General features: G+C 72.1%; 23 protein-coding genes. 12 read left to right on the top strand and 11 right to left on the bottom strand.

Annotated features, from left to right (window positions below; genetic code table 11):
• Positions 1 to 79: 79 nt before the first annotated feature.
• Positions 80 to 829 carry an SLATT domain-containing protein gene (locus tag IE177_RS21905; protein ID WP_190017061.1) on the bottom strand — a complete coding sequence of 250 codons (750 nt, stop codon included), beginning with the start codon at positions 827 to 829 and terminating at the stop codon, positions 80 to 82.
• A gap of 274 nt (positions 830 to 1,103) precedes the next feature.
• Here IE177_RS21905 and IE177_RS21900 point away from each other — a divergent pair, with 274 nt between their 5' ends.
• From IE177_RS21900 to IE177_RS21870, 7 genes are all read left to right on the top strand, one after another.
• On the top strand, positions 1,104 to 1,466 hold the full coding sequence (locus IE177_RS21900) for a YbaB/EbfC family nucleoid-associated protein (protein ID WP_190017060.1): 363 nt from the start codon (positions 1,104 to 1,106) through the stop codon (positions 1,464 to 1,466).
• 146 nt (positions 1,467 to 1,612) lie between these two features.
• A complete protein-coding gene (gene recR, locus IE177_RS21895) occupies positions 1,613 to 2,212 on the top strand; it encodes a recombination mediator RecR (RefSeq protein ID WP_190017059.1) in 600 nt (199 codons plus the stop codon).
• Complete coding sequence (locus tag IE177_RS21890; RefSeq protein WP_190017058.1) at positions 2,205 to 2,867, top strand: DUF5063 domain-containing protein; 663 nt, start codon at positions 2,205 to 2,207, stop codon at positions 2,865 to 2,867. The genes recR and IE177_RS21890 overlap by 8 nt, the downstream gene beginning before the upstream one ends.
• Before the next feature lie 217 nt (positions 2,868 to 3,084).
• Entirely contained in the window at positions 3,085 to 4,356 is a 1,272-nt protein-coding gene (locus tag IE177_RS21885; protein ID WP_190017057.1) for an aspartate kinase, read from the top strand.
• Positions 4,356 to 5,414, top strand: coding sequence for an aspartate-semialdehyde dehydrogenase (locus IE177_RS21880; protein WP_190017056.1), 1,059 nt, complete (start codon positions 4,356 to 4,358; stop codon positions 5,412 to 5,414). Before IE177_RS21885 ends, IE177_RS21880 begins: the two co-directional genes overlap by 1 nt.
• Positions 5,415 to 5,797: 383 nt before the next feature.
• Positions 5,798 to 6,481, top strand: a complete 684-nt coding sequence (locus tag IE177_RS21875; RefSeq protein ID WP_190017055.1) for a SigE family RNA polymerase sigma factor — start codon at positions 5,798 to 5,800, stop codon at positions 6,479 to 6,481.
• Positions 6,478 to 7,680, top strand: coding sequence for a hypothetical protein (locus IE177_RS21870; protein ID WP_229816207.1), 1,203 nt, complete (start codon positions 6,478 to 6,480; stop codon positions 7,678 to 7,680). Before IE177_RS21875 ends, IE177_RS21870 begins: the two co-directional genes overlap by 4 nt.
• 107 nt (positions 7,681 to 7,787) lie before the next feature.
• On the opposite strand, the gene IE177_RS21865 is transcribed toward IE177_RS21870, so the two are convergent.
• Complete coding sequence (locus IE177_RS21865) at positions 7,788 to 8,579, bottom strand: SURF1 family protein (RefSeq protein WP_190017054.1); 792 nt, start codon at positions 8,577 to 8,579, stop codon at positions 7,788 to 7,790.
• Positions 8,580 to 8,749: 170 nt separating this feature from the next.
• On the opposite strand from IE177_RS21865, the gene IE177_RS21860 reads away from it, so the two are divergent.
• On the top strand, positions 8,750 to 10,555 hold the full coding sequence (locus IE177_RS21860) for a S9 family peptidase (protein ID WP_190017053.1): 1,806 nt from the start codon (positions 8,750 to 8,752) through the stop codon (positions 10,553 to 10,555).
• 54 nt (positions 10,556 to 10,609) lie between these two features.
• Here the strand turns inward: IE177_RS21860 and IE177_RS21855 are convergent, their stop codons facing one another.
• Positions 10,610 to 12,439 carry an NAD-binding protein gene (locus IE177_RS21855; protein ID WP_190017052.1) on the bottom strand — a complete coding sequence of 610 codons (1,830 nt, stop codon included), beginning with the start codon at positions 12,437 to 12,439 and terminating at the stop codon, positions 10,610 to 10,612.
• A 161-nt stretch (positions 12,440 to 12,600) separates the two neighbouring features.
• Between IE177_RS21855 and IE177_RS21850 the strand changes: the two genes are divergently transcribed.
• Both IE177_RS21850 and IE177_RS21845 read left to right on the top strand, forming a co-directional pair.
• Positions 12,601 to 13,632 (top strand): permease, encoded by a 1,032-nt coding sequence (locus tag IE177_RS21850; protein WP_190017051.1) that lies wholly within the window; start codon positions 12,601 to 12,603, stop codon positions 13,630 to 13,632.
• Complete coding sequence (locus tag IE177_RS21845; RefSeq protein ID WP_190017050.1) at positions 13,629 to 14,384, top strand: TIGR03943 family putative permease subunit; 756 nt, start codon at positions 13,629 to 13,631, stop codon at positions 14,382 to 14,384. Before IE177_RS21850 ends, IE177_RS21845 begins: the two co-directional genes overlap by 4 nt.
• A 20-nt stretch (positions 14,385 to 14,404) precedes the next feature.
• Here the strand turns inward: IE177_RS21845 and IE177_RS21840 are convergent, their stop codons facing one another.
• The 5 genes from IE177_RS21840 to IE177_RS21825 all read right to left on the bottom strand — a co-directional run bounded on the left by IE177_RS21840 (position 14,405) and on the right by IE177_RS21825 (position 21,664).
• The gene (locus IE177_RS21840) at positions 14,405 to 16,510 is read right to left on the bottom strand and encodes an NAD(+) synthase (RefSeq protein WP_190017049.1); all 2,106 of its coding nucleotides are present in this window, start codon (positions 16,508 to 16,510) and stop codon (positions 14,405 to 14,407) included.
• A 209-nt stretch (positions 16,511 to 16,719) separates the two neighbouring features.
• Entirely contained in the window at positions 16,720 to 19,386 is a 2,667-nt protein-coding gene (locus IE177_RS21835; protein ID WP_190017048.1) for a tetratricopeptide repeat protein, read from the bottom strand.
• A 101-nt stretch (positions 19,387 to 19,487) separates the two neighbouring features.
• On the bottom strand, positions 19,488 to 20,366 hold the full coding sequence (locus IE177_RS21830) for a hypothetical protein (RefSeq protein ID WP_190017047.1): 879 nt from the start codon (positions 20,364 to 20,366) through the stop codon (positions 19,488 to 19,490).
• A 295-nt stretch (positions 20,367 to 20,661) separates the two neighbouring features.
• Positions 20,662 to 20,793, bottom strand: coding sequence for a DUF397 domain-containing protein (locus tag IE177_RS35140; protein WP_229816206.1), 132 nt, complete (start codon positions 20,791 to 20,793; stop codon positions 20,662 to 20,664).
• Positions 20,747 to 21,664 (bottom strand): helix-turn-helix domain-containing protein, encoded by a 918-nt coding sequence (locus IE177_RS21825; protein WP_190017122.1) that lies wholly within the window; start codon positions 21,662 to 21,664, stop codon positions 20,747 to 20,749. Before IE177_RS21825 ends, IE177_RS35140 begins: the two co-directional genes overlap by 47 nt.
• Before the next feature lie 179 nt (positions 21,665 to 21,843).
• Between IE177_RS21825 and IE177_RS21820 the strand changes: the two genes are divergently transcribed.
• Both IE177_RS21820 and IE177_RS21815 read left to right on the top strand, forming a co-directional pair.
• Positions 21,844 to 22,308 carry an ATP-binding protein gene (locus tag IE177_RS21820; protein ID WP_190017046.1) on the top strand — a complete coding sequence of 155 codons (465 nt, stop codon included), beginning with the start codon at positions 21,844 to 21,846 and terminating at the stop codon, positions 22,306 to 22,308.
• Positions 22,309 to 22,390: 82 nt separating this feature from the next.
• Positions 22,391 to 23,464 (top strand): medium chain dehydrogenase/reductase family protein, encoded by a 1,074-nt coding sequence (locus IE177_RS21815; RefSeq protein ID WP_190017045.1) that lies wholly within the window; start codon positions 22,391 to 22,393, stop codon positions 23,462 to 23,464.
• Positions 23,465 to 23,494: 30 nt separating this feature from the next.
• On the opposite strand, the gene IE177_RS21810 is transcribed toward IE177_RS21815, so the two are convergent.
• The 3 genes from IE177_RS21810 to IE177_RS21800 all read right to left on the bottom strand — a co-directional run bounded on the left by IE177_RS21810 (position 23,495) and on the right by IE177_RS21800 (position 25,000).
• Entirely contained in the window at positions 23,495 to 23,983 is a 489-nt protein-coding gene (locus IE177_RS21810; RefSeq protein ID WP_190017044.1) for a hypothetical protein, read from the bottom strand.
• A gap of 180 nt (positions 23,984 to 24,163) precedes the next feature.
• Positions 24,164 to 24,376, bottom strand: coding sequence for a DUF4287 domain-containing protein (locus IE177_RS21805; RefSeq protein WP_190017043.1), 213 nt, complete (start codon positions 24,374 to 24,376; stop codon positions 24,164 to 24,166).
• Positions 24,377 to 24,427: 51 nt separating this feature from the next.
• Complete coding sequence (locus IE177_RS21800) at positions 24,428 to 25,000, bottom strand: dihydrofolate reductase family protein (RefSeq protein ID WP_190017042.1); 573 nt, start codon at positions 24,998 to 25,000, stop codon at positions 24,428 to 24,430.
• Positions 25,001 to 25,020 lie beyond the last annotated feature (20 nt).

Here is a 25,020-nt window from a genome sequence, read left to right as displayed (position 1 = left end):
GCCCCTCGCGGGTTCGCCGGACAGGCATCGCCCGCCCGCCCCTCACCGGCCCGCCCCTCGCCGGTTCGCCGGGCAGGCCTCAGCGGGGCTCCGGTGGTCGTTGGCGGGGCATGTTCGGGCGGGTGCCGTTCGCCGGCGGGAGGGGGAAACGGCCCCCCGGCGCGCCGGGTTCCTGGCGGGGCACCGACGTCACCGCCGTCTGGATGCCGAGCGGCGCCGACCCGGTACGGAACTCCACCATCCAGTCGGTCGTCTCGGTGCGCACCAGCTCCGTGACGTCCTCCGAGAAGCGCCGCAGTACGCCCAGGCACCGCTCGGCCGCCTCGCTCGCCGTGCCCTCCGCGGGACCCAGCACCTCCCGCACGCTCTCCGACGCCCAGTCGAACTGCAGCGCCTGCAGCCGCCGCTGCACCGCCTGCGCGGTGGCCACGTCGCGCATCCACCCGGACGTGATCCCGAAGAACCGGTCGACGCCGACGCAGGCGACCCCGAGGAGTAACGCCAGACAGCCCCAGGGCGCCAGCCCGCCGGTCACGCCGGCCAGGTCCAGCAGCGGCAGCGCGGCGCCGGCCACCGCGCCCGCCGCCGCGCCGGTCCGCAGCGCCCGGGCCCCGCGCCGCTTCCACATCCGGTCCCGCAGGTACCAGTCCGCCGTCTCCAGCGCCCTGCGCTCCACCCACCGGTACAGCTCGTCGAGCCGCTCGGCGGGCTCGCCCCAGTCCCCGAGCGGAAAGGCCCGCCCGGTCAGATCGCCCGGCCGCAGCCCTGCCGCGCCCTCGTCCCGCCCGTCCTGAGGCGGACCCTCGGGCTGCATCTCCGGCTGACCCACCCGGCACTCCCTACTGATCACGACCGGTCACGTTCCGTGACATTCCAGACGACGCGCGGCCCCCTTCCTACCGCCCAACGGGTGGCGGAGAGGGAGCTTTCCCCGCTTTTCCGCTCGGATGAGGGTCTTGATCAGGTATAGGACGGCCACCCCTGTCACCCGAAAGAGTGGCGGGGCGATGGCCCCGTGGACCACGTAGGCTCGTGCACAGCGGAGAAGCACCGCACGGAGCGAGCGTGCGGAAGACGACGGTGAAGACGGCGAGGAGCTGATCGTGATCCCCGGTGGTGGCCAGCCCAACATGCAGCAGCTGCTCCAGCAGGCCCAGAAGATGCAGCAGGACCTCCAGCGGGCGCAGGAGGAACTGGCGAACACGGAGGTCGACGGGCAGGCGGGCGGCGGTCTCGTCCGGGCCACCGTCACCGGCTCCGGCGAGCTGCGCGCCCTGAGGATCGACCCGAAGGCGGTCGACCCGGAGGCCGCATCCCCTGAAGAGACGGCCGAGACCCTCGCCGACCTGATCGTGGCGGCCGTGCAGGCGGCCAACGAGAACGCGCAGACGCTGCAGCAGCAGAAGCTGGGCCCGCTGGCCCAGGGCCTGGGCGGCGGCAGCGGCATCCCGGGTCTGCCGTTCTGACCCCCGGGGCTCCCGGAGCCGCCGCGGCACCCTGACGCGCGGGCCGTTCCGGTGTTCGACACCGGTGCGTCACCCCCACCGCCTTCCAAGGAGGGGCGGCAGCCAACTACCGTACGTACCGAAAGGTCTCCAGGAAAGGCAGTCCGTTGTACGAAGGCGTGGTCCAGGACCTCATCGACGAGCTGGGGCGGCTGCCCGGCGTCGGTCCCAAGAGCGCGCAGCGGATCGCCTTCCACATCCTGCAGGCGGAGCCCACGGACGTGAAGCGGCTCGCGCAGGCGCTCCTGGAAGTGAAGGCGAAGGTCCGCTTCTGCGCCACCTGCGGCAACGTGGCGCAGGAGGAGCTGTGCAACATCTGCCGCGACAGCCGCCGCGACCCGTCGGTGATCTGCGTGGTCGAGGAGCCCAAGGACGTCGTCGCCATCGAGCGCACCCGTGAGTTCCGCGGCCGCTACCACGTCCTCGGCGGGGCGATCAGCCCGATCGAGGGCGTCGGCCCCGACGACCTGCGGATACGGGAACTCCTGGCGAGACTCGCCGACGGGACGGTCACGGAGCTGATCCTGGCCACGGACCCCAATCTCGAGGGCGAGGCGACGGCGACGTACCTCGCCCGCATGATCAAGCCCATGGGCCTGAAGGTCACCCGCCTGGCCAGCGGCCTCCCGGTGGGTGGCGACCTGGAATACGCGGACGAGGTCACCCTCGGCCGCGCCTTCGAGGGGAGACGACTCCTAGATGTCTGACGCCACGCTGCACGACACGACGCAGAACCCGGACGACTTCGTGGTCCAGATCGCGGACCAGGTGGAGAGCTTCCTGGTGGCCGTCACCGAGGTGGCGAAGGGCGACGAGCCCGAGTCGGCGGTCCCCTTCCTCCTCCTGGAGGTCTCCCAGCTCCTGCTGGCGGGCGGCCGGCTGGGCGCCCATGAGGACATCGTCCCCGATGAGCGCTACGAGCCCGACCCGGGCCCGGAGCCGGACGTGGACGGGCTGCGCGAGAACTTCGCCCGCCTGCTGGACCCGGTGGACGTCTACTCGGAGGTCTTCGACCCGTACGAGCCCCGCAAGGCCCCCGTGCCGGCCCGCATCTCCGACGACCTCGCCGACATCATCACCGACCTCCGCCACGGCATGGCCCACTACCGCTCGGGCCGCACCACGGAGGCCCTGTGGTGGTGGCAGTTCTCCTACTTCTCCAACTGGGGCCCCACCGCCTCCGCGGTCCTGCGGGCCCTGCAGTCGGTCCTCATCCACGTCCGCCTCAACCAGCCCCTGGAAGAGCTCGACGGCCTCGACACCGACCAGGCCACCATGGGCGACGAGACCCTGGAGTTCGAGGCGGGCCGCGTGATGGCGCGGGAGATCGGCGGCCCCCTGGGCGTGCGGCCGGGGAAGTAGCGCCCACGCCGGCGGTGTGAGCCGGGGCACGTTCCGCGTGGCCCGGCCCTTGCTGGGCAGGTTCCCGAACCGAGCGGGTGAGATTCCCCGACGGGATCTCCGTACCGAAGGGCAGTGCGGCAGCCGGCCGCGATGTCTCACCATGCGGGAGCAGGGTGGTCGGATTCGGACGCTCGATAGACTGAGCCGACACAAACGAACCGAGCGAGGAGCGCACGTGGGCCTTGTCGTGCAGAAGTACGGAGGCTCCTCCGTAGCCGATGCCGAGGGCATCAAGCGCGTCGCCAAGCGGATCGTGGAAGCGAAGAAGAACGGCAACCAGGTTGTCGTCGTCGTTTCCGCGATGGGCGACACGACGGACGAGCTGATCGATCTCGCCGAGCGGGTTTCTCCGATGCCTGCCGGGCGCGAATTCGACATGCTGCTGACCGCCGGAGAGCGTATCTCCATGGCACTGCTGGCCATGGCGATCAAAAACCTGGGCCACGAGGCCCAGTCCTTCACCGGCAGCCAGGCCGGCGTCATCACCGACTCGGTCCACAACAAAGCCCGGATCATCGACGTCACGCCGGGCCGCATCCGGGAGTCCCTGGACAGGGGCAACATCGCCATCGTCGCCGGGTTCCAGGGCGTCAGCCAGGACAAGAAGGACATCACCACGCTCGGGCGCGGCGGTTCCGACACCACGGCCGTGGCGCTCGCCGCCGCCCTCGACGCCGAGGTCTGCGAGATCTACACCGACGTGGACGGCGTGTTCACCGCCGACCCGCGCGTGGTGAAGAAGGCGAAGAAGATCGACTGGATCTCCTTCGAGGACATGCTGGAGCTCGCGGCCTCCGGCTCCAAGGTGCTCCTCCACCGCTGTGTGGAGTACGCCCGCCGCTACAACATCCCGATCCACGTCCGGTCCAGCTTCAGCGGGCTGCAGGGCACGTGGGTCAGCAGTGAGCCGATTGGGGACCAGAAGGTGGAGCAGGCCATCATCTCCGGTGTCGCGCACGACACCTCCGAGGCCAAGATCACGGTCGTCGGCGTGCCGGACAAGCCGGGTGAGGCCGCCGCGATCTTCCGTGCCATCGCCGATGCCGAGATCAACATCGACATGGTCGTGCAGAACGTGTCCGCCGCCTCCACGGGCCTGACGGACATCTCCTTCACCCTGCCCAAGACCGAGGGCCGCAAGGCGATCGACGCGCTGGAGAAGAGCCGCTCCGGCATCGGCTTCGACTCGCTGCGCTACGACGACCAGATCGGCAAGATCTCCCTGGTCGGCGCCGGTATGAAGACCAACCCGGGGGTCACCGCCTCCTTCTTCGAGGCGCTGAGCGACGCGGGCGTGAACATCGAGCTGATCTCGACCTCCGAGATCCGCATCTCGGTCGTCACGCGCAAGGACGACGTGCCGGAGGCCGTGCGCGCCGTGCACACCGCCTTCGGACTCGACTCCGACACCGACGAGGCCGTCGTCTACGGAGGCACGGGCCGGTAATGGCACCGACCGGCAAGCCGACGCTCGCGGTCGTGGGCGCGACCGGGGCCGTCGGCGCGGTCATGCTCCAGATCCTGTCCCAGCGCGCGGACATCTGGGGCAAGATCCGCCTGATCGCCTCCCCCCGCTCGGCCGGCCGCAAGCTGGCCGTGCGCGGGGAGGACGTCGAGGTGGTGGCCCTGAGCGAGGACGCCTTCGCCGGGGTCGACGTCGCGATGTTCGACGTGCCGGACGAGGTGGCCGCCGAGTGGGCACCGATCGCCGCCGGGCGCGGCGCGGTCGTCGTCGACAACTCCGGCGCCTTCCGGATGGACCCGGACGTGCCGCTCGTGGTGCCCGAGGTCAACGCGCACGCGGTACGGACCCGCCCCCGCGGGATCGTCGCCAACCCCAACTGCACGACCCTGACGATGATCGTCGCCCTGGGCGCGCTGCACGCCGAGTTCGGGCTGCGCGAGCTGGTGGTCTCGTCGTACCAGGCGGTGAGCGGGGCCGGCCGGGCCGGGGTGGAGACGCTCAGGTCCCAGCTGTCCCTGGTGGCCGGCACGGAACTGGGCACCAAGCCGGGAGACGTACGGCGGGCCGTCGGCGACGACACCGGGCCGTTCCCCGAGCCGGTCGTCCTGAACGTCGTCCCGTGGGCCGGATCGCTCCGGGAGGACGGCTGGTCGTCGGAGGAGATGAAGGTGCGGGACGAGTCCCGCAAGATCCTCGGACTGCCCGCCCTGCCGGTCGCCGTCACCTGTGTCCGGGTGCCGGTGATCACCACGCACTCGCTCACCGTCCACGCCCGCTTCCAGGGCGAGGTGACGGTCGACGGCGCCCGCGAGATCCTCGCCACGGCGCCCGGAGTGGTGCTGTGCGACGACCCGGCCGCCGGGGAGTTCCCGACGCCCGCCGACGTCGTGGGCACCGACCCCACCTGGGTCGGCAGGGTACGGCGCGCGCTGGACGATCCGACCGCGCTGGAGCTCTTCGTGTGCGGGGACAACCTGCGCAAGGGAGCCGCGCTGAACACGGCGCAGATCGCGGAGCTGATCGCGGCGGAGCTGGCCTGAGGGCGGCGCAACCTTCCCCGGGGCGCGCCCGGCGCCGCAAAGACGCCGGGTGCAAGCGCGTACCTTCGTAGGATCTCCGTAAGAAATGTGGTCAGAAGCATGGTCCGGACCACTTGAACCGGGCCGTGCGGCGACAGAGGATTTTCCTTTCCGCCGGGTGCAACCGCGCACCCGGCGGCGAGCGTCTTTGCGGTCACCTTCGCGAGACCTGGGGACGTGACGATCCTGGCGTGGGGACGCCGTGATCGGGGCGTGGGGACGCCCGTTCAAATGGGACATAGCGGAAGAGCGGGGCGGATGACGGCTCTTGAGGCACCGTCGGTGGTCGCACATGTGACGCCCGGCACGTACAACCCTGACGGGGGGAAGCGTGTCCAACTGGCGTGGCAGAGGTACTCGAACTCAGTGCGGCCCGGAGCGGTACGGCGCTGCGACCGCCCCGCACGGCGCTCCGGCCCCGGACGCCCGGCGGCATGCCGGTGATCGCCCCCATGCCCGCAGCGCGGCCGACCCGCATACCCAGTCAGCGTGACGGTTCCGACGACACCGCGGCCGCCACGGCTCCCGCGGCCGTCGGCACGACAGTCGACCACCTCACCGAGACCTACCGGGCCCACTACCGCTCGCTGCTGGGTCTCGCGGCGCTCCTCCTCGACGACACCGCCTCCTGCGAGGACGTCGTCCAGGAGGCGTTCATCCGGGTCCACTCGGCCCGCCAGCGCGTCCGCGACCCCGATAAGACCCTCGCCTACCTCCGGCAGACGGTCGTCAACCTCTCCCGGTCCACGCTGCGCCGCCGCATACTCGGCCTGAAACTGCTCTCCAAGCCGATGCCGGACATGGCGAGCGCCGAGGAGGGCGCCTACGACCAGCTGGAGCGGCGCGACCTCATCAAGGCCATGAAGGGGCTGCAGCGCCGCCAGCGCGAGGTCCTCGTGCTGCGCTACTTCGCGGACATGACCGAGGCCCAGGTCGCCGAGACCCTCGGGATATCCCTGGGCTCGGTCAAGGCGTACGGCTCGCGGGGCATCGCCGCGCTGCGGGTGGCCATGGAGGAACCGGCATGAGCGGGCGCGCCGACGACGGCGCCCGGGGGGCCGGGTCCTCCCGCGAACGCCACGAGCCCCACGCCCGGCAGGAACCGACGAAGCACGAACAAGAGCACAACCATGCGCACGCTGGGAACGCAACTGTGAACCACGGCCCCGACGAAAAGGGCCCCGAGGGGCTCATCCCGGACATCTCCGGCTCCGGCTCCGACGAGCCGGACCTGCGCCGGCTGCTGCACTCCGCGGTCGACGACCTGCAGCCGCGCGCCGGCACGCTCGAACACCTGCGCAGGGCCGTCCCCGCCCGGCGGGCCCGCAAGCGGCAGGCCGTCGTCGGCATGGCCGCCGCGGCCCTGTTCATCGGCACCGCGATCCCCGCCCTCGTCCACGTCTCCAACGCGAGCGGCTCCGACCCCAACACCGCCATGGCCGGGCAGTCCTCCCAGGCCCAGGGCGGCACTGGCCAGGGCAAGGACAAGAACGGCACCCCGGGCGGCAAGCACGGGGGCGACAGCACCAGCGTCAAGCCCGGCAAGGAGACCGGCAAGCCCGAGGACAAGGGGGAGCACGGCTCGGCCTCCGGCGGTGCGAGCGCCGGCGCCGACCCGTCCGCCACCCTTTCCACGAACGCCCCGGTGTGCACGGCGGCCCAGCTGGGCTCCGCCACCGCGACGGCCGACGCGCCCGACTCCGCGGGCATCGTCTACGGCACCTTCCGCGTCACCAACATCTCCGGCGCCGCCTGCACCGTCGGCGGCGCGGGCTCCGTCTCCCCGACGGCCCAGGGCGCGGCCGACCAGTCCAAGGTCGGTGCCGCCCGGCACGCGGCCGGGGACGCGGCGACGAGCCTGCCCGACCCCTCCCAGGAGGTCGCCGCACTGGTCCTGAAGCCGGGCGCGGCCTACGAGGAGAGGTTCGCCTTCGTGCCCTCGGAGACCTGCCCCACCACCGGCGGCGGCAGCACCGGTTCGGACACCGGCGGCCCCTCCCCGGACCCGACGCCCACCGGCGAGACCGGGTCCGCCGGCGGCACGACCGACACCGGCAGCACCTCCTCCGGGCCGTCCGCCCAGCTGGTCGCCGAGGACGGCGGCACGGCCGACGGCAGCATCCTGATCACCCACACCGCCCAGGCCGGGTCCCCGTCGGCGTCGGCGGTCGTCCCCCACGCCTGCGCGGGCACGGTGTACTACACCGGAGTGCTGGCGGGGGCGTAGGGTCTGGCGCCCTGATCAGGACGGATCAGGCGCGGGCGGGCCTGACAGGCGCGGTCCCGGCGAAGGACCCGGGCGCGGCCGCGCACCCCGCCCCCGGAGGGCGTCGCTCAGCCGCTCGCCACCGGCGTCCGTCCCGGTTCCTGCGGGACCAGGCCCAGCGCGGCGTCCCGCTGGAACTCCACCTCCCGCCGCAGCAGCCGGAACCACATGAACACCACGAAGCCCGCGAACACGAACCACTCCCCGGTGTAGCCGAGGTTCTGGAACGCCTTCAGATCCAGCCCGGTCCCGTTCGGCGCGACCGCGGGCACGGCCGTCATCCCGGAATCGGCCCGGTCGAGGGTGACCCAGGCGTCGTAGAGCCGGTACGGCACCAGGTTGACCAGCGACGCCGCGCTGATCGCGCCCGTCTGCCCCGCGGGCAGCCCGCCGCCGGCGCCGACCCCGTTGTCCCCCGGCGTCTCGGACGCCTGCAGCGCGCCGGTGACGGTGACCTCACCGGCCGGCGGCGCGGGCGCCTTCGCCGCGTCCGCCGTGCCCGGCAGCCAGCCCCGCACCACGGGCAGGGCCTTGCCGGAACCGGTGCGCAGCAGGGTGAGGACGTAGAAACCGCGCTTGCCGTCCAGCTCCCGCCCGGGCACCAGGAGCTGCTCGCCGTACCGGCCGCTCGCGGTGACCCGCCGCCCCGAGGTGCTCTTGTCGACGGGCAGCATCCGCTCCAGCGGCCGCGCGGCGTCGTCCCGGCCGTAGGCGGCCTGCTCGGACGCGGCGCGGTGGTCCTGCACCCGCCCCTCGAACCGGCTCAGCTGCCAGGACCCCATGAAGACGCAGAACGGGACGGCGAGCAGCACGAAGACGTTGATGCCCCACCAGCGGGGAGTCAGCAGAAACCGGTACACGCCCTCCACGGTACGGCTCCCGCGCCGCGCCACCGCCCGCGGGTCCGGGTCGGGCGGAGCCGGTCCGGGGAGGGTCCGTGCGTCCACGGTCGCGAAGTTGTCCACAGGCTGCGCACACCCGCCACCCAATTGTCGGCGCGGCCAGGCAATATGGGCGCATGACTGGGGCGATGAGTGAGAGCAGGACGCCGGGCACACCGGACATGCCGGACTGGGAGAGGCGCTTCAGGGCGCCGCGGGTGTCGCTGCCCGACTGGGCGGAGGACGCGCCGGACCGCTCCCTGTTCGTGTCGAACGCGACGGGCACGTACGAGCTGTACGCCTGGGACCGCACGACGGGCGAGCAGCGGCAGGCGACGGACCGGCCCAACGGCACGACGGACGGTGTGCTCTCCCCGGACGGCGCCTGGATCTGGTGGTTCGACGACAAGGACGGCGACGAGTTCGGCATCTGGCGCCGCCAGCCCTTCGAGGGCGGGGAGAACGCGCCGGCCGTCCCGGGCCTCGCCCCGTCCTACCCGGCCGGTCTGGCCCTGTCCCGCGACGGCCGCACGGCGGTCGTCGGCCGCTCCACGGACGAGGACGGCACGACCGTCCACCTCGCGCGCGAGGGCGAGGAGCCGGTCGAGATCTACCGGCACCGCGAGTCCGCGGGCGTCGGCGACCTCTCCCACGACGGCTCGCTGATCGCCATCGAGCACACCGAGCACGGTGACGCCATGCACGCGGCACTGCGCGTGCTGCGCCCCGACGGCTCGGCGGTCGCCGAACTGGACGACACCGAGGGCGGCACCGAGGAGCTGGGCCTGGAGGTGCTGGGCTTCGCACCCGTCGACGGCGACACCCGGCTGCTCATCGGCCATCAGCGCCGGGGCCGCTGGGAACCGCTGGTGTGGGACGTGGCCACGGGCACGGAGACGGACCTGGTCCTCGACCTGCCCGGCGACGTGAGCGCCGAGTGGTGTCCGGACGGCTCGGCCCTCCTCATCGTGCACAGCTTCGAGGCCCGCAGCGAGCTGCTGCGCTACGACCTCGCGGCGCGCGAGGCGACCCGCATCCCCACCCCGCCCGGCACGGTCTCCGGGGCGACGGCCCGCCCCGACGGCAGCGTCGAGTACCTGTGGTCCTCGGCCGCCGAGCCGCCGGCGGTGCGCTCGACGTCCGGCCGCGTCGTCCTGGACCCGCCCGGCATGGCGTGCCCGCCGTCGGTGGCGGTCCAGGACGTGTGGGTGGAGGGCCCGGGCGGCCGCATCCACGCCCTGGTCCAGAAGCCGGCCGGTGCCACGGGCCCGCTGCCCACGGTCTTCGACCTGCACGGCGGCCCGACCTGGCACGACAGCGACTCCTTCGCGGCCGGCCCGGCCGCCTGGGTCGACCACGGGTACGCGGTGATCCGCGTCAACTACCGGGGCTCCACCGGCTACGGCCGCGCCTGGACGGACGCCCTCAAGCACCGGGTCGGGCTGATCGAGCTGGAGGACGTGGCCGCGGTGCGCGAGTGGGCGGTCTCCTCCGGCCTCGCCGACCCCGGGCGCCTGGTGCTCACCGGCGCCTCCTGGGGCGGCTACCTCACCCTGCTCGGCCTCGGCACCCAGCCCGGGGCCTGGTCGGTGGGCATCGCGGTGGTGCCGGTCGCGGACTACGTGACCGCGTACCACGACGAGATGGAGGCCCTCAAGGCCATGGACCGCACCCTGCTGGGCGGCACCCCCGAGGAGGTCCCCGAGCGCTTCGAGGCGTCCTCCCCGCTGACCTACGTCGACCGGGTCCAGGCCCCGGTCTACATCTCGGCGGGCGTCAACGACCCCCGCTGCCCGATCCGCCAGATCGACAACTACGTCAAGCGACTGGAGAGCCGGGGCGCGATCCATGAGGTCTACCGCTACGACGCCGGGCACGGCTCACTGGTGGTGGACGAGCGGATCAAGCAGCTGAGACTGGAGATGGAGTTCGCGGCGAAGCACCTGGCCGGCTAGGCATTCTCGGGGAGCGTCCGCCGTGCCTCCGGGGGGCTTCGCCTCCCGGAGGGCTCACCGCAGCTCCGCGAGCCCGCGCCGCGTGGCGGCGACGACGACCCGGTCCCCCTTCGACAGCACGTGTCCGGGGGACGTGTCCGTCCGTCCCGACAGCGCCAGCACCCGCCAGGACCCGGCCCGGAAGGCCTCCCCGACGGTCCGGCCCTCCAGCTGCGGGTGCCCGTCCACGTCGACGGCGGCGAACAGCAGCACCCTGCGCTCCACGGCGATCGCCCCCAGCACCTGCCGGCCGAGCATCGCCCCGGCGAACGCCGGCGCGGCCAGGTGCGTGACGCTGCGGCTGCGGGTCAGCGCCTGCGGGTACGCGGCCCGCAGCGTCCGGTACACGGCGGTGGCGAAGTCGTCGTCGTAGAGCCGCAGCACCACCCGCAGGTCGGGCCGCACGCTGCGGGCGGCGAGGACGGCCTCCAGGTTGGTGGTGTCGGCGCTGGTCACCGCGAGCAGGGCGTACGCCCGGTGGATCTTCGCCGATTCCAGCACGCCCTCCTGCGTGACGTCCCCGAGGACCACCGGCACCCGCAGCCGGCGCGCGGTCGCGAGGCCGCGCGCCTCCGGGTCGGACTCCACGCACACCACGGGGACACCCAGTTCCCGCAGCCGGGCCAGCACGCGCGTGCCGATCTTGCCGAGCCCGAGCAGTACCACGTGCCCGCCCAGACCGCGCGGCGGTTTGCGCAGCGCGGAGGCGGTCCGGAAGGTGCCCAGCGCCTCCAGGACGGCCGCCAGCAGAACCGGCAGCAGTAGCAACCCGACCAGACCGGAGAGGAGTTGCAGGATCTGCCGGCCGAGGGACTGCCCGATGGCCGGGTCGTCGATCGCGAACATGTCCAGCAGCGTGAGGTAGAAGGCCCGCAGCGGGTGGATGTCCGTCACCAGCGACAGGGCCACGGCGAGCGCCACCACACAGCCCACCATGCCCGCCAGGGACCACAGCAGCCGCCGCGAGAACAGCGAGGCGAGCGGCGGCACGGCCCGCACCGCGAGGCCGGGCACGGCCGACTCCGCCCCGCCGGCCGACGTCATCCGCTCCAGCACCATGGCCGCCCGCCCGCGGGCCCGCAGCACCTCCTGGTCGTCCGGCAGCAGCCGCGGTTCGTGCTCCCCGTTGCCGTCGGCGCCGCCCCCGGCGGGTTCGGCGCCGGACCCGGAGAGCAGCGCCAGGGTGCACAGCCCGGTACCGGCGACCGTCCCGTCCGCGGCCGGCAGCCGCTCCACGGCCCGCAGCAGCAGTCCCTCGGTCTGGACGACCTTGCCGGTCCCGGCGACGGCGGTGGCGGCCAGCACGGGGGCGGCGGTGTCCGCGTCGGACAGCACGGTCGTGGACGCGTCCTGGCCGCCGCCCTCGCCGCCTTCGCCGTCCCCGCCCGTCAGCACGGCCGCCTGGTCGAGGAGTTCCTCGATGTGCTGGCCCAGCCGCCGGTTGTACAGCCGCAGGACGAGCCGCAGCCGGGGGTTGATCCGACGGGCGGTCAGCGCGGCCCGGATGTTGGTCTCGTCGTCGTCGTACACGAGGGCCAGTGCGGCCGCCCGCTCCACCCCCGCCTCGGCGAGGACCGCCTCGGTGAGTTCGGCGGCCTCCAGCACCCGTCCGCCGTCGCCGCCCGGCACGGGCGTCGTGCCGGGAGCGGCCGGCCCGCCACCGCGGCCGACCGCCGCGCTGACCATCCGGTCCAGCAGCGCCGACGCGGCCCGGGGACGCCCGACCACGGGAGGCCTGGCCGTCCGCTCGTTGGGCGGCACCACCAGGGTGACCCGCTCGCCGTGGACCCCGCGCAACTCGGCGGCCAGCCGGTGCGCGAGCCCGTCGTCACCGCACACCACCATGTGCGCCGGCGGGGACCCCGGCCCCCCTTGATACGGAACGCTCGCCACGAGGAGGAAGACTGTTGCAGCGAGAAGGGCGGTTCCAGCGGCGGGCTGAACGCCCGGACAACACCGCCCGTACCGGTGGGGAGGGAAACAACACAGCCGAGAGGTGTCCGCCCGTGGCCATCACCGAAGACGCCCCGCCCGGCGCCGACGCCCGCGACCCGGCGCGTCCCTCCGGCCGGCAGCCCGGGGTGGAAGGACGGCGGCTCAGTTCCCCGCTGGTGCTGACCCTGATCCTGGTCCTGGCGGTGCTCGCCCAGTCCCCGATCCGCGGGGCCCTCGGCAGTCCGCTGATGCAGAGCTGGATGACGGTGTTCGTCGCCGTGACCGTCCAGGCGCTGCCCTTCCTGGTCCTCGGCGTGCTGCTGTCGGCGGCGATCGCGGTGTTCGTCCCGCCCTCCTTCTTCGCGCGCGCCCTCCCGCGCCACCCGGCCCTGGCCGTCCCCGTCGCCGGGGTCGCGGGCGCGGTGCTGCCGGGCTGCGAGTGCGCGTCGGTGCCGGTGGCGGGGGCTCTGGTCCGCAGGGGCGTGACCCCCGCCGCCGCCCTCGCCTTCCTGCTGTCCGCGCCCGCGATCAACCCGATCGTGCTGACCGCGACCGCCGTCGCCTTCCCCCGGAACCCGGAGATGGTCCTCGCCCGGTTCCTGGCGAGCCTGCTGGTGGCCTGCGCGATGGGCTGGCTGTGGCAGCGCCTGGGCCGTACCGACTGGCTGCGCCCATCCGCCCACGGCGCGCACGAGGGGGCCACCAAGGGGGAGACCTTCTGGAACTCGGTCCGGCACGACACCGTGCACGCGGGCGGCTTCCTGGTGCTCGGCGCGATGGCGGCGGCCACGCTGAAGGCGGCGACCCCGGCGACCTGGCTGCGCACGGCGGCCGGCAACCCCCTGTTCTCCGTCCTCGCCCTCGCCGCGCTGGCCGTACTGCTGTCGATCTGCTCGGAGGCGGACGCGTTCGTCGCGGCCTCCCTCACCCAGTTCTCCCCGACGGCCAAGCTGGTGTTCCTGGTGGTGGGCCCGATGATCGACCTCAAGCTCTTCGCCATGCAGGCCGGCACCTTCGGCCGTGCCTTCGCGTTCCGCTTCGCCCCCACCACCTTCGCGCTGGCCGTGACCGGCGCCGTACTGACCGGGACGGTGCTGCTGTGAACCGCCAGAGCCAGACGGCCGTCCTCTTCCTCCTCGGCGCCACCCTGCTGCACGCCGGCACCACCGGCCTCTACCTGCGGTACGTCAAGGCCGGCCTGCGCCCGCTGCTGCTGGCCGCCGGAGCGGCCCTGATCGCCACGGCCCTGGCGACGGCCTGGTACGAACGCAGACGGCACCGCAAGACGGCGGCCGGCAGGAGCCCCGCGGGCCACGGCACCGAAGTGGACCACGCCCACCCTTCCCACCCCGAACCCCGCGTCTCCTGGCTCCTGCTGCTCCCCCTCCTCGCCCTCATCCTGGTCGCCCCGCCGGCCCTCGGCTCCTACAGCGCCCTGCGCTCGGGCACGGCCCTGCAGAAGCCGTACGGCTACGGGAGGATGCCCGCCGCCGACCCGGCGCCGCTCTCCGTGGTCGACTACGCCTCCCGCGCCGCCTACGGCCACGGCCGTTCGCTGCACGGCCGTACCGTCCGCGTCACCGGCTTCCTCGCCCTGGACCGCTCGGGCACGCCCTACCTGGTGCGCATGGCCCTCAACTGCTGCGCGGCGGACGCCCAGCCGGTGAAGATCGCCCTGACCGGCGAGCTGCCCCCGGTGCTGCGCCCGGACGCCTGGCTGGAGGTCACCGGCACCTACACCCCCCGGCTGACCCGCGACCCGGTCAACAACGGCCCCGTCCCGTACCTGAAGGTCGCCTCCGCGAGGCCGGTACCGGTCCCGCACGACCCGTACGACGAGACCTGGAACAACTGAGGGCGCTCGGGCGACCGGCGTCAGCCCTGCGCCCGTCCGGGCTGCGCCCGTCCTGCCTGCGCACGTCCCGCCTCCGCGGCGTCCAGGTCGAACCGCTCCAGGTCGCGGAGCCAGGCGTGCGCGTTGCCGTCGGACGGGGCCCGCCAGTCGCCGCGCGGCGAGAGGGAACCGCCGGCCGACACCTTCGGCCCGTTGGGCATGGCCGACCGCTTGAACTGCGAGAACGCGAAGAACCGGCGGCAGAACACCTCCAGCCAGTGCCGGATCTCCGCCAGGCGGTACGCACCCCGCTTCGCCTCGGGGAAGCCGGGCGGCCAGGCGCCGGCCTCCGGGTCGTGCCAGGCGTGCCAGGCCAGGAAGGCGATCTTCGAGGGCCGGAAGCCGTACCGGAGCACCTGGAAGAGAGTGAAGTCGTGCAGCGCGTACGGGCCGATCTTCGACTCGGTGGACTGCATCTCCTCGCCCGGCACCAGTTCCGGGCTGATCTCCGTGTCCAGGATCGCGGCCAGGATCCCGCCGGTCTCCGCGTCGAACTGCTCGCTGCTGATGACCCAGCGGATCAGGTGCTGGATCAGCGTCTTCGGCACGCCGGAGTTGACGTTGTAGTGGCTCATCTGGTCGCCGACGCCGTACGTGGACCAGCCGAGCGCCAGCTCGGACAGGTCGCCGGTGCCGAGCACGATGCCGCCGCGCTGGTTGGCCAGCCGGAACAGGTAGTCGGTGCGCAGACCGGCCTGCACGTTCTCGAAGGTGACGTCGTACACCGGCTCCCCGGCGGCGAACGGGTGGCCGATCTCCTTCAGCATCAGCCGCGCCGTCGGCGTGATGTCCAGCTCGGCCGCGGTGACGCCGAGCGCGCGCATCAGCTTGTGGGCGTTGTCCTTGGTGTGGTCGCTGGTGGCGAAGCCGGGCAGGGTGAAGGCGAGGATGTCGCTGCGCGGCCGGCCCGCGCGGTCCATCGCCCGGGCGGCGACGATCAGCGCGTGCGTGGAGTCGAGGCCGCCGGACACGCCGATGACGACCTTCGGGCCGCCGATCGCCGCGAGCCGCTGCTGCAGCCCGGCGACCTGGATGTTGTACGCCTCGTAGCAGTCGAGGGCGAGCCGCTCGGGGTCGGTGGGCACGAACGGGAAGCGCTCGACGCGCCGGCGCAGTCCGAGGTCGGTGACCGGAGGCTCGAGGTCGAAGGACACCGTGCGGAAGTCCCCGGTCCGCGCGGCGTGGGTACGGCGGTTCTCGCCGAACGTGCCCATCCGCTGCCGCTCCTGCCGCAGCAGGTCGAGGTCGACGTCGGCCACCGCGTAACTCTCGTCGAGCGGGAAGCGCTCGGTCTCGGCCAGCAGCACGCCGTTCTCGTAGATGAGGGTCTGGCCGTCCCAGGACAGGTCGGTGGTCGACTCGCCGAGACCGGCCGCCGCGTAGACGTACGCGGCCAGGCAGCGCGAGGACGCCGACCGGCACAGCAGCCGCCGGTCCTCGGCGCGGCCGACGGTGATGGGGCTGCCGGAGAGGTTCACGAGCACGGTGGCGCCGGCCAGGGCCGCCTCGGCGCTGGGCGGCACCGGGACCCACATGTCCTCGCACACCTCGGCGTGCACGACGAGTCCGGGCACGTCCGCGGCCTCGAACAGCAGATCCACCCCGAACGGCACGTCGGCGCCGCCGACCCGGATGCTCCCGCCCCGCTCGTCGTCACCGCCCGCGATCTGCCGGCGCTCGTAGAACTCCCGGTAGTTCGGCGGGTACGACTTCGGCACGACACCGAGCACGCGGCCGCGGTGCACGAGCACGGCGCAGTTGTAGATCCGGCCGCGGTGGCGCAGCGGGGCGCCGACGACCAGCACCGGCAGCAGCTCGGCGGACCCGGCGACCAGGTCGGCGAGGGCGGCCTCGACGTCGTCGAGCAGGGCGTCCTGCAGCAGCAGGTCGTCGACGGCGTACCCGGTGAGCCCCAGCTCCGGGAAGACGGCGACGGCGACACCCTCCTGCGAACACCGCCGCCCGTGCCGCAGGACCGCCTCGGCGTTGGCACGCGGATCGGCGATGACGGTGTGACCCGTGCACGCGGCGACACGCGCGAACCCGTGCTGATAGACCGACCAGAAGTTCGACGGGGCTTCCTTCATGACTCCCACCATGTGGCTGCGCGACTGCACGGACCTGGGAGAAGCGGGGCTCCTCCCGGTAGGAAGCCTAGATCTTCGGGGGGTGGGGGTGTCGGGGGGCGGGTCCCACCGCGGTGCGGACGGCGCACGGCCCGGTGCGGCGGGACAAGCACGAGCGAGTTTCGCCCGAAAAGGACGCGCTGTGCGTGGGAGTTCTGGGGAGGAGAGGGCTACGTGGAACAGTGCCGCAGGGTATGGGACAGATTTTCTCGGAAGATCCTAGTCTGCGGGCTGTCCTCACCCAGAATTCGCTCACTGTCGGCCAGGTTTCGCTCCATCAGAGGGATGGCCCGTTTCATATCGCCTACCTTGAGATAAGCGCAGGCGAGGTTGTTCCGGGAGGTCAGGGTGTCGGGGTGGTCATTACCCAGTACCCGCACGCTCTCGGCGAGGTTCTGCTGCAGTAGGGGGATCGCCCGTTTCAGGTTGCCTGCCGTCTGGTAGGCGCCCGCGAGGTTGTTGCGGGAGGTCAGGGTGTCGGGGTGGTCTTCGCCCAGTACGCGTATACGGGCGGCGAGGGTCTGCGCGTGCTGGGGGATGGCTCGTTCCAGGTCTCCTGCCGTCTGGTAGGCGCCCGCGAGGTTGTTGCGGGAGGTCAGGGTGTCGGGGTGGTCTTCGCCCAGTACACGTACACGGGCGGCGAGGGTCTGCGCGTGCTGGGGGATGGCTCGTTCCAGGTCTCCTGCCTGCTGGTAGGCGAGGGCGAGGTTGTTGCGGGAGATCAGGGCGTGGGGGTGGTCTTCGCCCAGTACACGTACACGGGCGGCGAGGGTCTGCGCGTGCAGGGAGATGGCTCGTTCCAGGTCTCCTGCCTGCTGGTAGGCGTAGGCGAGGCTGTTGCGGGAGGTCAGAGTGCTGGGATGGTCTTCGCCCAGTACGCGTATACGGGCGGCGAGGTTCTGCTGCAGCAGCGGGATGGCCCGGCCCGTATCCCCCATCGCTCGGTAGGCGTTGGCGACGTTGTTGCGGGCGATCAGTGTCAGCTGGTGGTCGCTGCTCAAGTGGGCGGTATATGCGTCGACAAGTAGTCCGTAGTCGTGTGCGGCGCTGGCGGGTTGTCCGCTCTCGTAGCCGTAGCGAGCCACGCTCTCCAGCAGCACGAAGCTTTCACCTATGTCGAGTTCCTCGACCAGGGCGCGGGCGTGAGGCATGACGTCGGCCACATCAAGCCTGCCAGGGATGTAGACGGACTGCATGAGGCGGATCGTGGCCTTCAGGGCTGCTCGGCGAAGAATGGGCCTGAGGGCCGCCGCATCGGGTTGCAGGGTCAGCGTGCGGCTCACCAGCGCGTGCACGAACCAGCTCGGTGGCTCGGTTCCGGTCTGACGGATGAGTGAGCGTCTTTGGGAGGCCGACAGCGCCCGCCGGTCCGCGCGCCGCGCCGACCGTTCGTCCCCAGGGCTTAGCGCGGAGCTGATACCCGACAGCAGGCGCTCCGGTAGCGGCGCAGGAGCGAGCAGTGCGGCCACCCGCAGCAAGGTCAAGGCGTGGTCGTCGAGGTGCTGCAGGCTGCGTTTGAAAGTGGCGGCGATGTCCCTGGTGTGGTCGGTGGGCACCTGCATGAACAGGTCGTCGACCAGCTCCTGGAAGGCGTCGCCGTCCTTGGTGTCGGCGAGCTGGTCGAGGAGTTCGGCGTACGTCAGACCGGGCTGGTCGGCGAGGCAGCCGCGGGCCAGGTCGACGGCCAGGGCGTGCGAGCCCAGGCGCTGGACCAGCGTCCGCGCGGCCGTCTCCTCGTCCGGCCCAGCGGGTGCGCGGGCGGTGGTGAGGAGGTGGTACGCCTCGTCGGCTTGCAGCACGTCCACGTCGACGACCGGTAACTGGTAGCCGCGCCAGCGCGAGGTCAGAACCGTCCGGCCCAGCGGATGCGGCGCGGCGAGCTCCCGCACCAGCTCGGCCGGGAGCTGACCGGGAACGTCGTCGACGATCCACAGACAGGGCTGGCCGACTTCCTCAAGGCGGCGGCGCGCGGCTTCCCGGACCTGCACCGGCTCAAGCGCGTTGGTGTCGAGGGCCAGCGCCGCCGCGACCTGCTGGTAGAACTGCGCGCGCACATCCACCTGCACCCCCTCGGAACCGTCCGCCTCCGGGGCGTGGCTCGCGGCCGAGGTGAACCAGTAGATGCCGCCGGGGTAGTAGGAGGCGAAGCGCCGGGCGTACTGCTCGACCAGGAGCGTCTTTCCCACTCCGCCCAGCCCGATGACGACGGCCTGGCCGGCCGAGGCCCCGTCCTGAGTGGCGGGGTACTCGAAGGCGTGCAGCGCGTGATGCAGCTGCCAGAACTCGTCCACCCGCCCGATGAACCGCTCGGACCCCACATGCTCCACCGGCCGCCACACCGGCCGCCGAGCCTCGATGGCATCCCCCAGACACCCGGGGGACTTCGCCGCACGCTCCACGACCCGCTCCACCAGCCGCGTCACGGACTCCGGCTCACCAGCGGTGCAGTACCGGGCGTCCCGCAACTGCACGGGCTGGACGTGATCCGGCGTGGGGTCCGGATTGACGACCAGGATGCGCTCGCTCGCCTGCCCCAGCGCGGTGGCCGCGCGGAACGCGGTCAGCAGCTCCCACTGGCAGGCCGGCCGGGTGGGATAGACGGCGGAGTAGTAGGCCACGAACAACCGTGCCCCCGCGAGCGCCGACCGGATCGTGTCGGTGATGCCCTCGAACTCGTCGATGCCGGACTCGTCGAGGAAGACGCTCAATCCAGCGGCCCGCAACGCCTCCACCAACGGAAGCACAGCGGCCCGATCCGCCCTGGGGTAACTGAAGAACACCTCATCCGCCCCGGCGTCGGCCGAAGCGCGAACACTGCTGCTGTCCGCGAGTCGCATGGAGCCCCCCTGCTCACCGCACACCGCTCATACAAGACGCGATGCGGCACAACCAGGCTATCCAGCCCGCGCTCACACCACACCGACAACGTACGACCGGCTCAGCCGGCCGCACGCCACCCTCCCCGGACGGCGTGGTCCCGGCAGTCCCGGCAGCGCCCCGGTTCCTGTGCGCGGAACGCGCGCTCGCAGCCGTCGCAGGTCTGGAAGGGCAGCACCGCCGGGCGGTCCGTGTGCCCGGTGAGCGCACGTGGGAGTGGAGGCGGTGCGGGCAGGGGCGTCTCGCGGAGCCGGAAGGCGAGGATGCCCGCCGGGCGGGTCAGGAAGCGGTCGGGGAGCCGTGCGGTCAGCAGCGCGGTGATCTGGGCGGGCGCGACGCCGGCCGTGAGCCACTCGCCGACGGCCGGGGCCAGCCGTAGGGCCTCCCGTTCGGACAGGATCAGACGTGGATCGACGCGGCGGAGCGAGGCGAGGACGGCGACTGCCTGGGGATCGGCGTCGGAGAGCCCGGCCGGTTCCGGTTCGTTCGGCTGGTCCGGAGGCGCGGTGGAGGCGGGCGTGATCGTCTCGACTGCGGGCGGCTTCCGGGGCCGGGGCGGCTCCGGCGGGCCGTCCGGGTCCGTTCCGTCGCCCCAGGGAACGTCGTAGAAGAACGTCCGGGTACGGATCTGCCCCGACGGCAACCGCTCCCGGCGGCGTTCCAGGTAGCCGGCGGCCTCCAGTTCCCGCAGTGCTCGCGAGATGAGGATCTCGCCCTCGCTGAAGTGCTCGCACAGGGCGGTGATGCTCACGGAGGAACCGTCGGGGAGGGAGGAGATGTACGCCGCGACGCCCACTGTGACCGCGCTGCCGCGCCGCTGGGCGAGGGCGTTGGAGATCACCGTGAAGTCGGCGGCGAGCCGGGTGCGGATGTGGATCACGCCGGTGGTCGGAGTTCCGGCGGCGGCGCGCAGGCGCGCGTTAGACTGAAGGTCAGCCATCGGGAAGGCGTTCGCTTCCTGATCGGTCAGGCCCTCGATCGGGATTGCCGTCCCGGCCGGGGGCCGAACTTGTCTGTGGTTGTTGCCGTGAACGTAACCGTCCGTATCCCGCCCCCGCAAGCTGGTCACTCGGACGGGTGAACTGGGCCTCCTGGCGGGGAGGGTGGGCGGGCGGGAAGTTCTTTCCCCCGGTTCTTCAAGGAGATCAGCGGCCGGCCGGACCCTCGCGAACGAGGCTCCGGCGGAACGGAATTACGCACCACGGCCGGGGCCTGGCCGACGCGGAGGCGGTGGCTTACCGCCCGGTCTTCAACTCGCCTATGAAGGCGGTCCAGGAGGCGGCTCGGAAGCACAGCGCCGGACCGTGCGGGACCTTGCTGTCACGGACGGGGACGACGGCTGCCCGGAATCCGCCGGCGACCTCCACGCAGTTGCCGCCCTCCTGATTGCTGTAGCTGCTCCTGCGCCACACGACGGCGTTCAGATCGGGACGGGACATTCGCTCCACGGTTGTATCCCTCCATCGCGGACCGGATCATGTCGAGCGACATGAGCGGGGGCAGGGCGTTCGCCCGCAGCCGATCGTAGGTCACTGTGTAGCGCCTGACTTCGGCTGGATCCTCGATGAGTTGGCCGTAATGCGCGCCCTCTGTGTAGGCGACTTCGGAGCCGTCCGGCAGTGTCAGCACCGTCAGTGAACCGCCCATTGCGTCGTGCTCGCCCTGGTCGAACGGCAGCACCTGAACCGTGATGTTGTGTCCCGCTGCCACAGAGAGCAACAGCTCCAACTGTGCGTGCATCACGTCGTGTCCACCGACAGGGCGCCTGAGCACCGCCTCGTCGAGCACTACCCACAACTCCGGCCGGGCGGTCGAACTGAGCCGTTCCTGCCGCGTCATGCGGGCTGCAAGCCGCTCTTCCAACTGCTCGTCACCGCTTAGTGTCAGGCCGACGCTCAGAACGGCTCTCGCGTACTCCCTGGTCTGCAGCAGTCCTGGCACTACGTGTGCCGCGTACTCGTGCATGGCCACGGCCCGCTCGGAGTGCGCGATGAATGCCCGCGACCAGTCCGGAAACGCCTCCCGGTACACGTACGGCCACAGCTCCACCAGCAGGTTGTCCGCCCCCAGCACCGCGTCCAGCGCACGCGCCAGCTCCAGCGTCGGTTTCGCCCCGGACGCCCGCTCGATCTGGGTGATCCGCGTGCTCACCACGTGTGTCCTGGCGCCCAGTTCGGCCTGGGTCAGCCCCGCCGCCGTACGCAGCCGGCGAACCCGTGCGCCGAACAGCGCGGCCATCGACGTGCTGGGGTCAATTCCGTTGGCCAAGGCGTCACTTCCGTTCCTTACGAGGTGAAAGGTAAGGCTGTGTCCTCTTCCGAGCGTAGGGCGGCCGGACGACGCTTGAGTACGGAACGTGACGACTCGCGTACAGCGCGGGTCGTGCGCAAGGCTCGACTCGCAAGGACGGACACGCCGTGCTGACAGGAACGACCACCTCGGCCGAGGACCCGCGACCCGTGCCCGTGCTCGCCGCACAGTTCGCCTCGACTCCCCGGGGCGCGAGCCTCGCCCGGCGTTCGGCCGTGCGGCGCATGGGGGAGTGGGGGTATCCGCCGGAGTCGGACACGTCGTGCGCGGTCGCCCTCGTCGTCGGCGAACTCGCGGCGAACGCCGTGCGGCACGGCCGGGTCGCGGGACACGACTTCCGGCTCCGCCTCGACCTCGACGAGACGCGTCGCCTGGTCCGGATCGAGGTCGCCGACGCCGCCGCCGCGAAACGGCCACCCGCGGCCCCGCCCTCGTCACACCCCGAGGGCGAGTCGGGCCGTGGCCTGCTCCTGGTGGACGTGCTGGCCTCGCGCTGGGGCTCGGCACCCCGGCATCCCCTGGGCAAGACGGTGTGGGCGGAGGTGCCGGCCGACGCGCCGCCGGGCTCGTAGCGGGCCGGCGGGCGGGGACGCGGACCAGTGGGGCCTTCCCCGCGAAATGCCCGATCGGTGCGTGTCCGCTTAGCCTGAGAACGTGAAGCGCGTAGTCGTCGATCACTTCGGCGGGCCCGAGGTGCTGAGGGTCGTGGAGGAGCCGGTTCCCCGGCCGGGCCCGGGCGAGGTGCGCGTCCGGGTGTTGGCCGCCGGGGTGTCGTTCACCGATGCCTTGCTGCGCGCGGGTACCTACCTCGGAGTGCCGGAGCCGCCGTTCACACCGGGTTACGAACTCGTCGGCGTCGTGGAGGAACCCGGCCCGGGCTGCTCGCGGCTGCGGAAGGGCGACCGCGTCGCCGCGCTCACGGTGTGGGGCGCCTACGCCGAGCACGTCTGCCTGCTGGAGGCGGATGCCGTCGAGGTGCCCGACGACCTCGATCCGGCGGAGGTCGTCGGTCTCGTCCTCACCTATGTGACCGCCTACCAGCTGCTCCACCGCATGGCGCAGGTGAAGGGCGGGGAACGGGTGCTCGTGCACGGCGCGGCGGGCAGGGTGGGCACGGCGGTCCTCGAACTCGGGGCGCTGGCCGGCCTGCGCCTCTACGGGACCGCGTCGGCGCGCGACACCGCCGCGGTCGAGCGGCACGGCGCCGTCGCGATCGACTACCGCGACGAGGATTTCGTGACCAGGCTGCGCGCCCTCCCGGGCGGGGGCGTCGACGTGGTCCTCGACGGCCTCGGCGGCGCCCTCTCGCTGCGCTCGTTCCGTGCGTTGATTCCAGGCGGAAGGCTCGTCGTGTTCGGCCACTACGCCATGCTGGAGCACGGGCGCGGCAGCTGGCGGGGCTGGGCCGAGTGGTACGGCGCGACGGCGGCCGTCGCCCTGTGGGGCCTGCTGTCGCCCCGTCGGCGGGTGCTCGCCTACCGCATCCAGAAGCTGCGCGACCGCCGGCAGGTGCTTCCCGTCGGCCGCCGGCCCCCTGCCTGCCCGGTCGGGGGAGGTCCCCGCTACCGGGAGTGGTTCCAGCAGGACCTCCGCACGCTGCTCGAACTGCTGCGTCGCGGCGCGATCCATCCGGTCGTGGCGGAGCGCGTGCCGCTGTCCGACGCCCGTCGCGCTCACGACCTGCTGGCGGAGTCGGCGTCCAAGGGCAAGCTCGTGCTGGTGCCGTGACGGCCGGGCCCGGGTGACCGGCGGCCCGCCTCAGGGGCCCGGCGGGATCCCCGTCCGATCAGGGCCGTCCAGCAACTGCCTGATCTCAGGCCCGTACCACTCGCGGGTCTCGGCCCATAACTGCTGCAACATGGGACTCGTGCCGTAGAGGTCCCGGAAGAACGCCTCCCAGGCGGTGACGTAACCCCCGGGGATCGTTCCTCCCTGCAACAGCGCCGTGTCCATGAAGTCGAGCAGCATCGCCGCCATGATGCGGACGCGGGCCTTGCCCCTGCCCCGACGGGGCGGCGGCTTCCCGTCGTAGAAGTAGGCCCGCAGCCTCGGCTCCCGCAGGAACATCCGGTTGATCTCGAAGAACTGCTGAGTGATGTTCTGGTAGATCGCGGCGTCCGCCGCTTTGGCCGCGTGAACGGACTGGCGGGCCGTCGCGCGCCACTGGAGCGCGGCGAAGAAGACGGCCGACGGGACCAGGACGGCGGAGAAGGCCACTGCCACGGCGGAGACCCATTCCGCCTTCATCGCGGCACCCGGTGAGTGCTGCCGCTGACCGTAAGACGCATGGACCCCCCAGTCCTCGCCGCGCACCGCCTCGTACTGGCCTCACCGAGGCGGAACCACGCTAGAGCGTGAGTGTGTCCGATGGGTCGGCGATGGGACAGCCTCTTCGGCCGCCGGACTCGAAGTCCCCGTCGGGGCGGTTCAGTTGCCGGCGTCCTCGGCGAGGGTGTGGGCGACCAGAGCGTTGGCGTGACCGTGACCCAGGCCGTGTTCGGTCTTCAGCCAGGTGACGAGTTCCATGTGCTTGGTCAGGGGTGAGGAGCGGATGAGGTCCTTCCATTCCGTGATCGGGCGGCCGTACTTCTTCTCGATCGAGGGGAAGTAGCTGGCAGGGCCTTTCGGCGTGGTGGTCATGCCGGGTTCCGTCCTTCGGTCGGTGCGTGCTCCGGGGGTGCGGGGGACTGGTCAGCGGACGACGTCGAAGACGTTCTTCTGCAGGCCGTTGGCGTACGCCTCGTGTTCGACGAGCCTCAGCTTCTGCGCGTCCTTGTCGGTGGTGCTGAACAGGCGCTTGCCGGCTCCGAGGAGGAGCGGGAAGACGAGGAGGTGGTAGCGGTCGATCAGGCCGGCGTCCGAGAGGGCCTGGTTGAGGGAGGCGCTGCCGTGGACGATGATCGGGCCGCCCTCGGTCTCCTTGAGCGCGGCGACGTCGTCGAGCGAGCGCAGGATCGTGGTCTCGCCCCAGTTCGTCACCAGGTCGTCGTCGGTGAGGGTGGTGGAGACGACGTACTTCGGCATCACCTTGTAACCGGCGAAGTCCGCCATGTCCGGCCACACCGGGCTGAACGCCTCGTAGCTGGTCCGGCCCATGAGCATGGCGGTGGCCTCCTCCTGCTCGCGGCCCTTGATCTCGAACGCCTCGGGCAGGAAGTCGATGTTCTTGAAGGTCCAGCCGGAGTTGCGGTAGCCGGGCTCGCCGCCCGGGGAGTCCACGACGCCGTCGAGGGAGATGAAAGCGGTGCTGATCAGGGGACGCATCTTCGAATTCCTCCGGTATG

This window comes from Streptomyces lucensis JCM 4490, assembly GCF_014650035.1.
Taxonomy (GTDB): Bacteria; Actinomycetota; Actinomycetes; order Streptomycetales; family Streptomycetaceae; genus Streptomyces; species Streptomyces lucensis.
The sequence above is the reverse complement of the archived record's forward strand: the minus strand, read 5'-3'. Positions and strand labels throughout refer to the sequence as shown.

Coding starts and splice junctions, on each gene's coding strand:
- IE177_RS21890 (WP_190017058.1), top strand. CDS start 2,205: ATGTCTGACGCCACGCTGCACGACACGACGCAGAACCCGGACGACTTC.
- IE177_RS21880 (WP_190017056.1), top strand. CDS start 4,356: ATGGCACCGACCGGCAAGCCGACGCTCGCGGTCGTGGGCGCGACCGGG.
- IE177_RS21870 (WP_229816207.1), top strand. CDS start 6,478: ATGAGCGGGCGCGCCGACGACGGCGCCCGGGGGGCCGGGTCCTCCCGC.
- IE177_RS21860 (WP_190017053.1), top strand. CDS start 8,750: ATGAGTGAGAGCAGGACGCCGGGCACACCGGACATGCCGGACTGGGAG.
- IE177_RS21855 (WP_190017052.1), bottom strand. CDS start 12,439: ATGGTGGTGTGCGGTGACGACGGGCTCGCGCACCGGCTGGCCGCCGAG.
- IE177_RS21840 (WP_190017049.1), bottom strand. CDS start 16,510: ATGAAGGAAGCCCCGTCGAACTTCTGGTCGGTCTATCAGCACGGGTTC.
- IE177_RS21835 (WP_190017048.1), bottom strand. CDS start 19,386: ATGCGACTCGCGGACAGCAGCAGTGTTCGCGCTTCGGCCGACGCCGGG.
- IE177_RS21830 (WP_190017047.1), bottom strand. CDS start 20,366: ATGGCTGACCTTCAGTCTAACGCGCGCCTGCGCGCCGCCGCCGGAACT.
- IE177_RS21825 (WP_190017122.1), bottom strand. CDS start 21,664: ATGGCCGCGCTGTTCGGCGCACGGGTTCGCCGGCTGCGTACGGCGGCG.
- IE177_RS21810 (WP_190017044.1), bottom strand. CDS start 23,983: ATGAAGGCGGAATGGGTCTCCGCCGTGGCAGTGGCCTTCTCCGCCGTC.
- IE177_RS21805 (WP_190017043.1), bottom strand. CDS start 24,376: ATGACCACCACGCCGAAAGGCCCTGCCAGCTACTTCCCCTCGATCGAG.
- IE177_RS21800 (WP_190017042.1), bottom strand. CDS start 25,000: ATGCGTCCCCTGATCAGCACCGCTTTCATCTCCCTCGACGGCGTCGTG.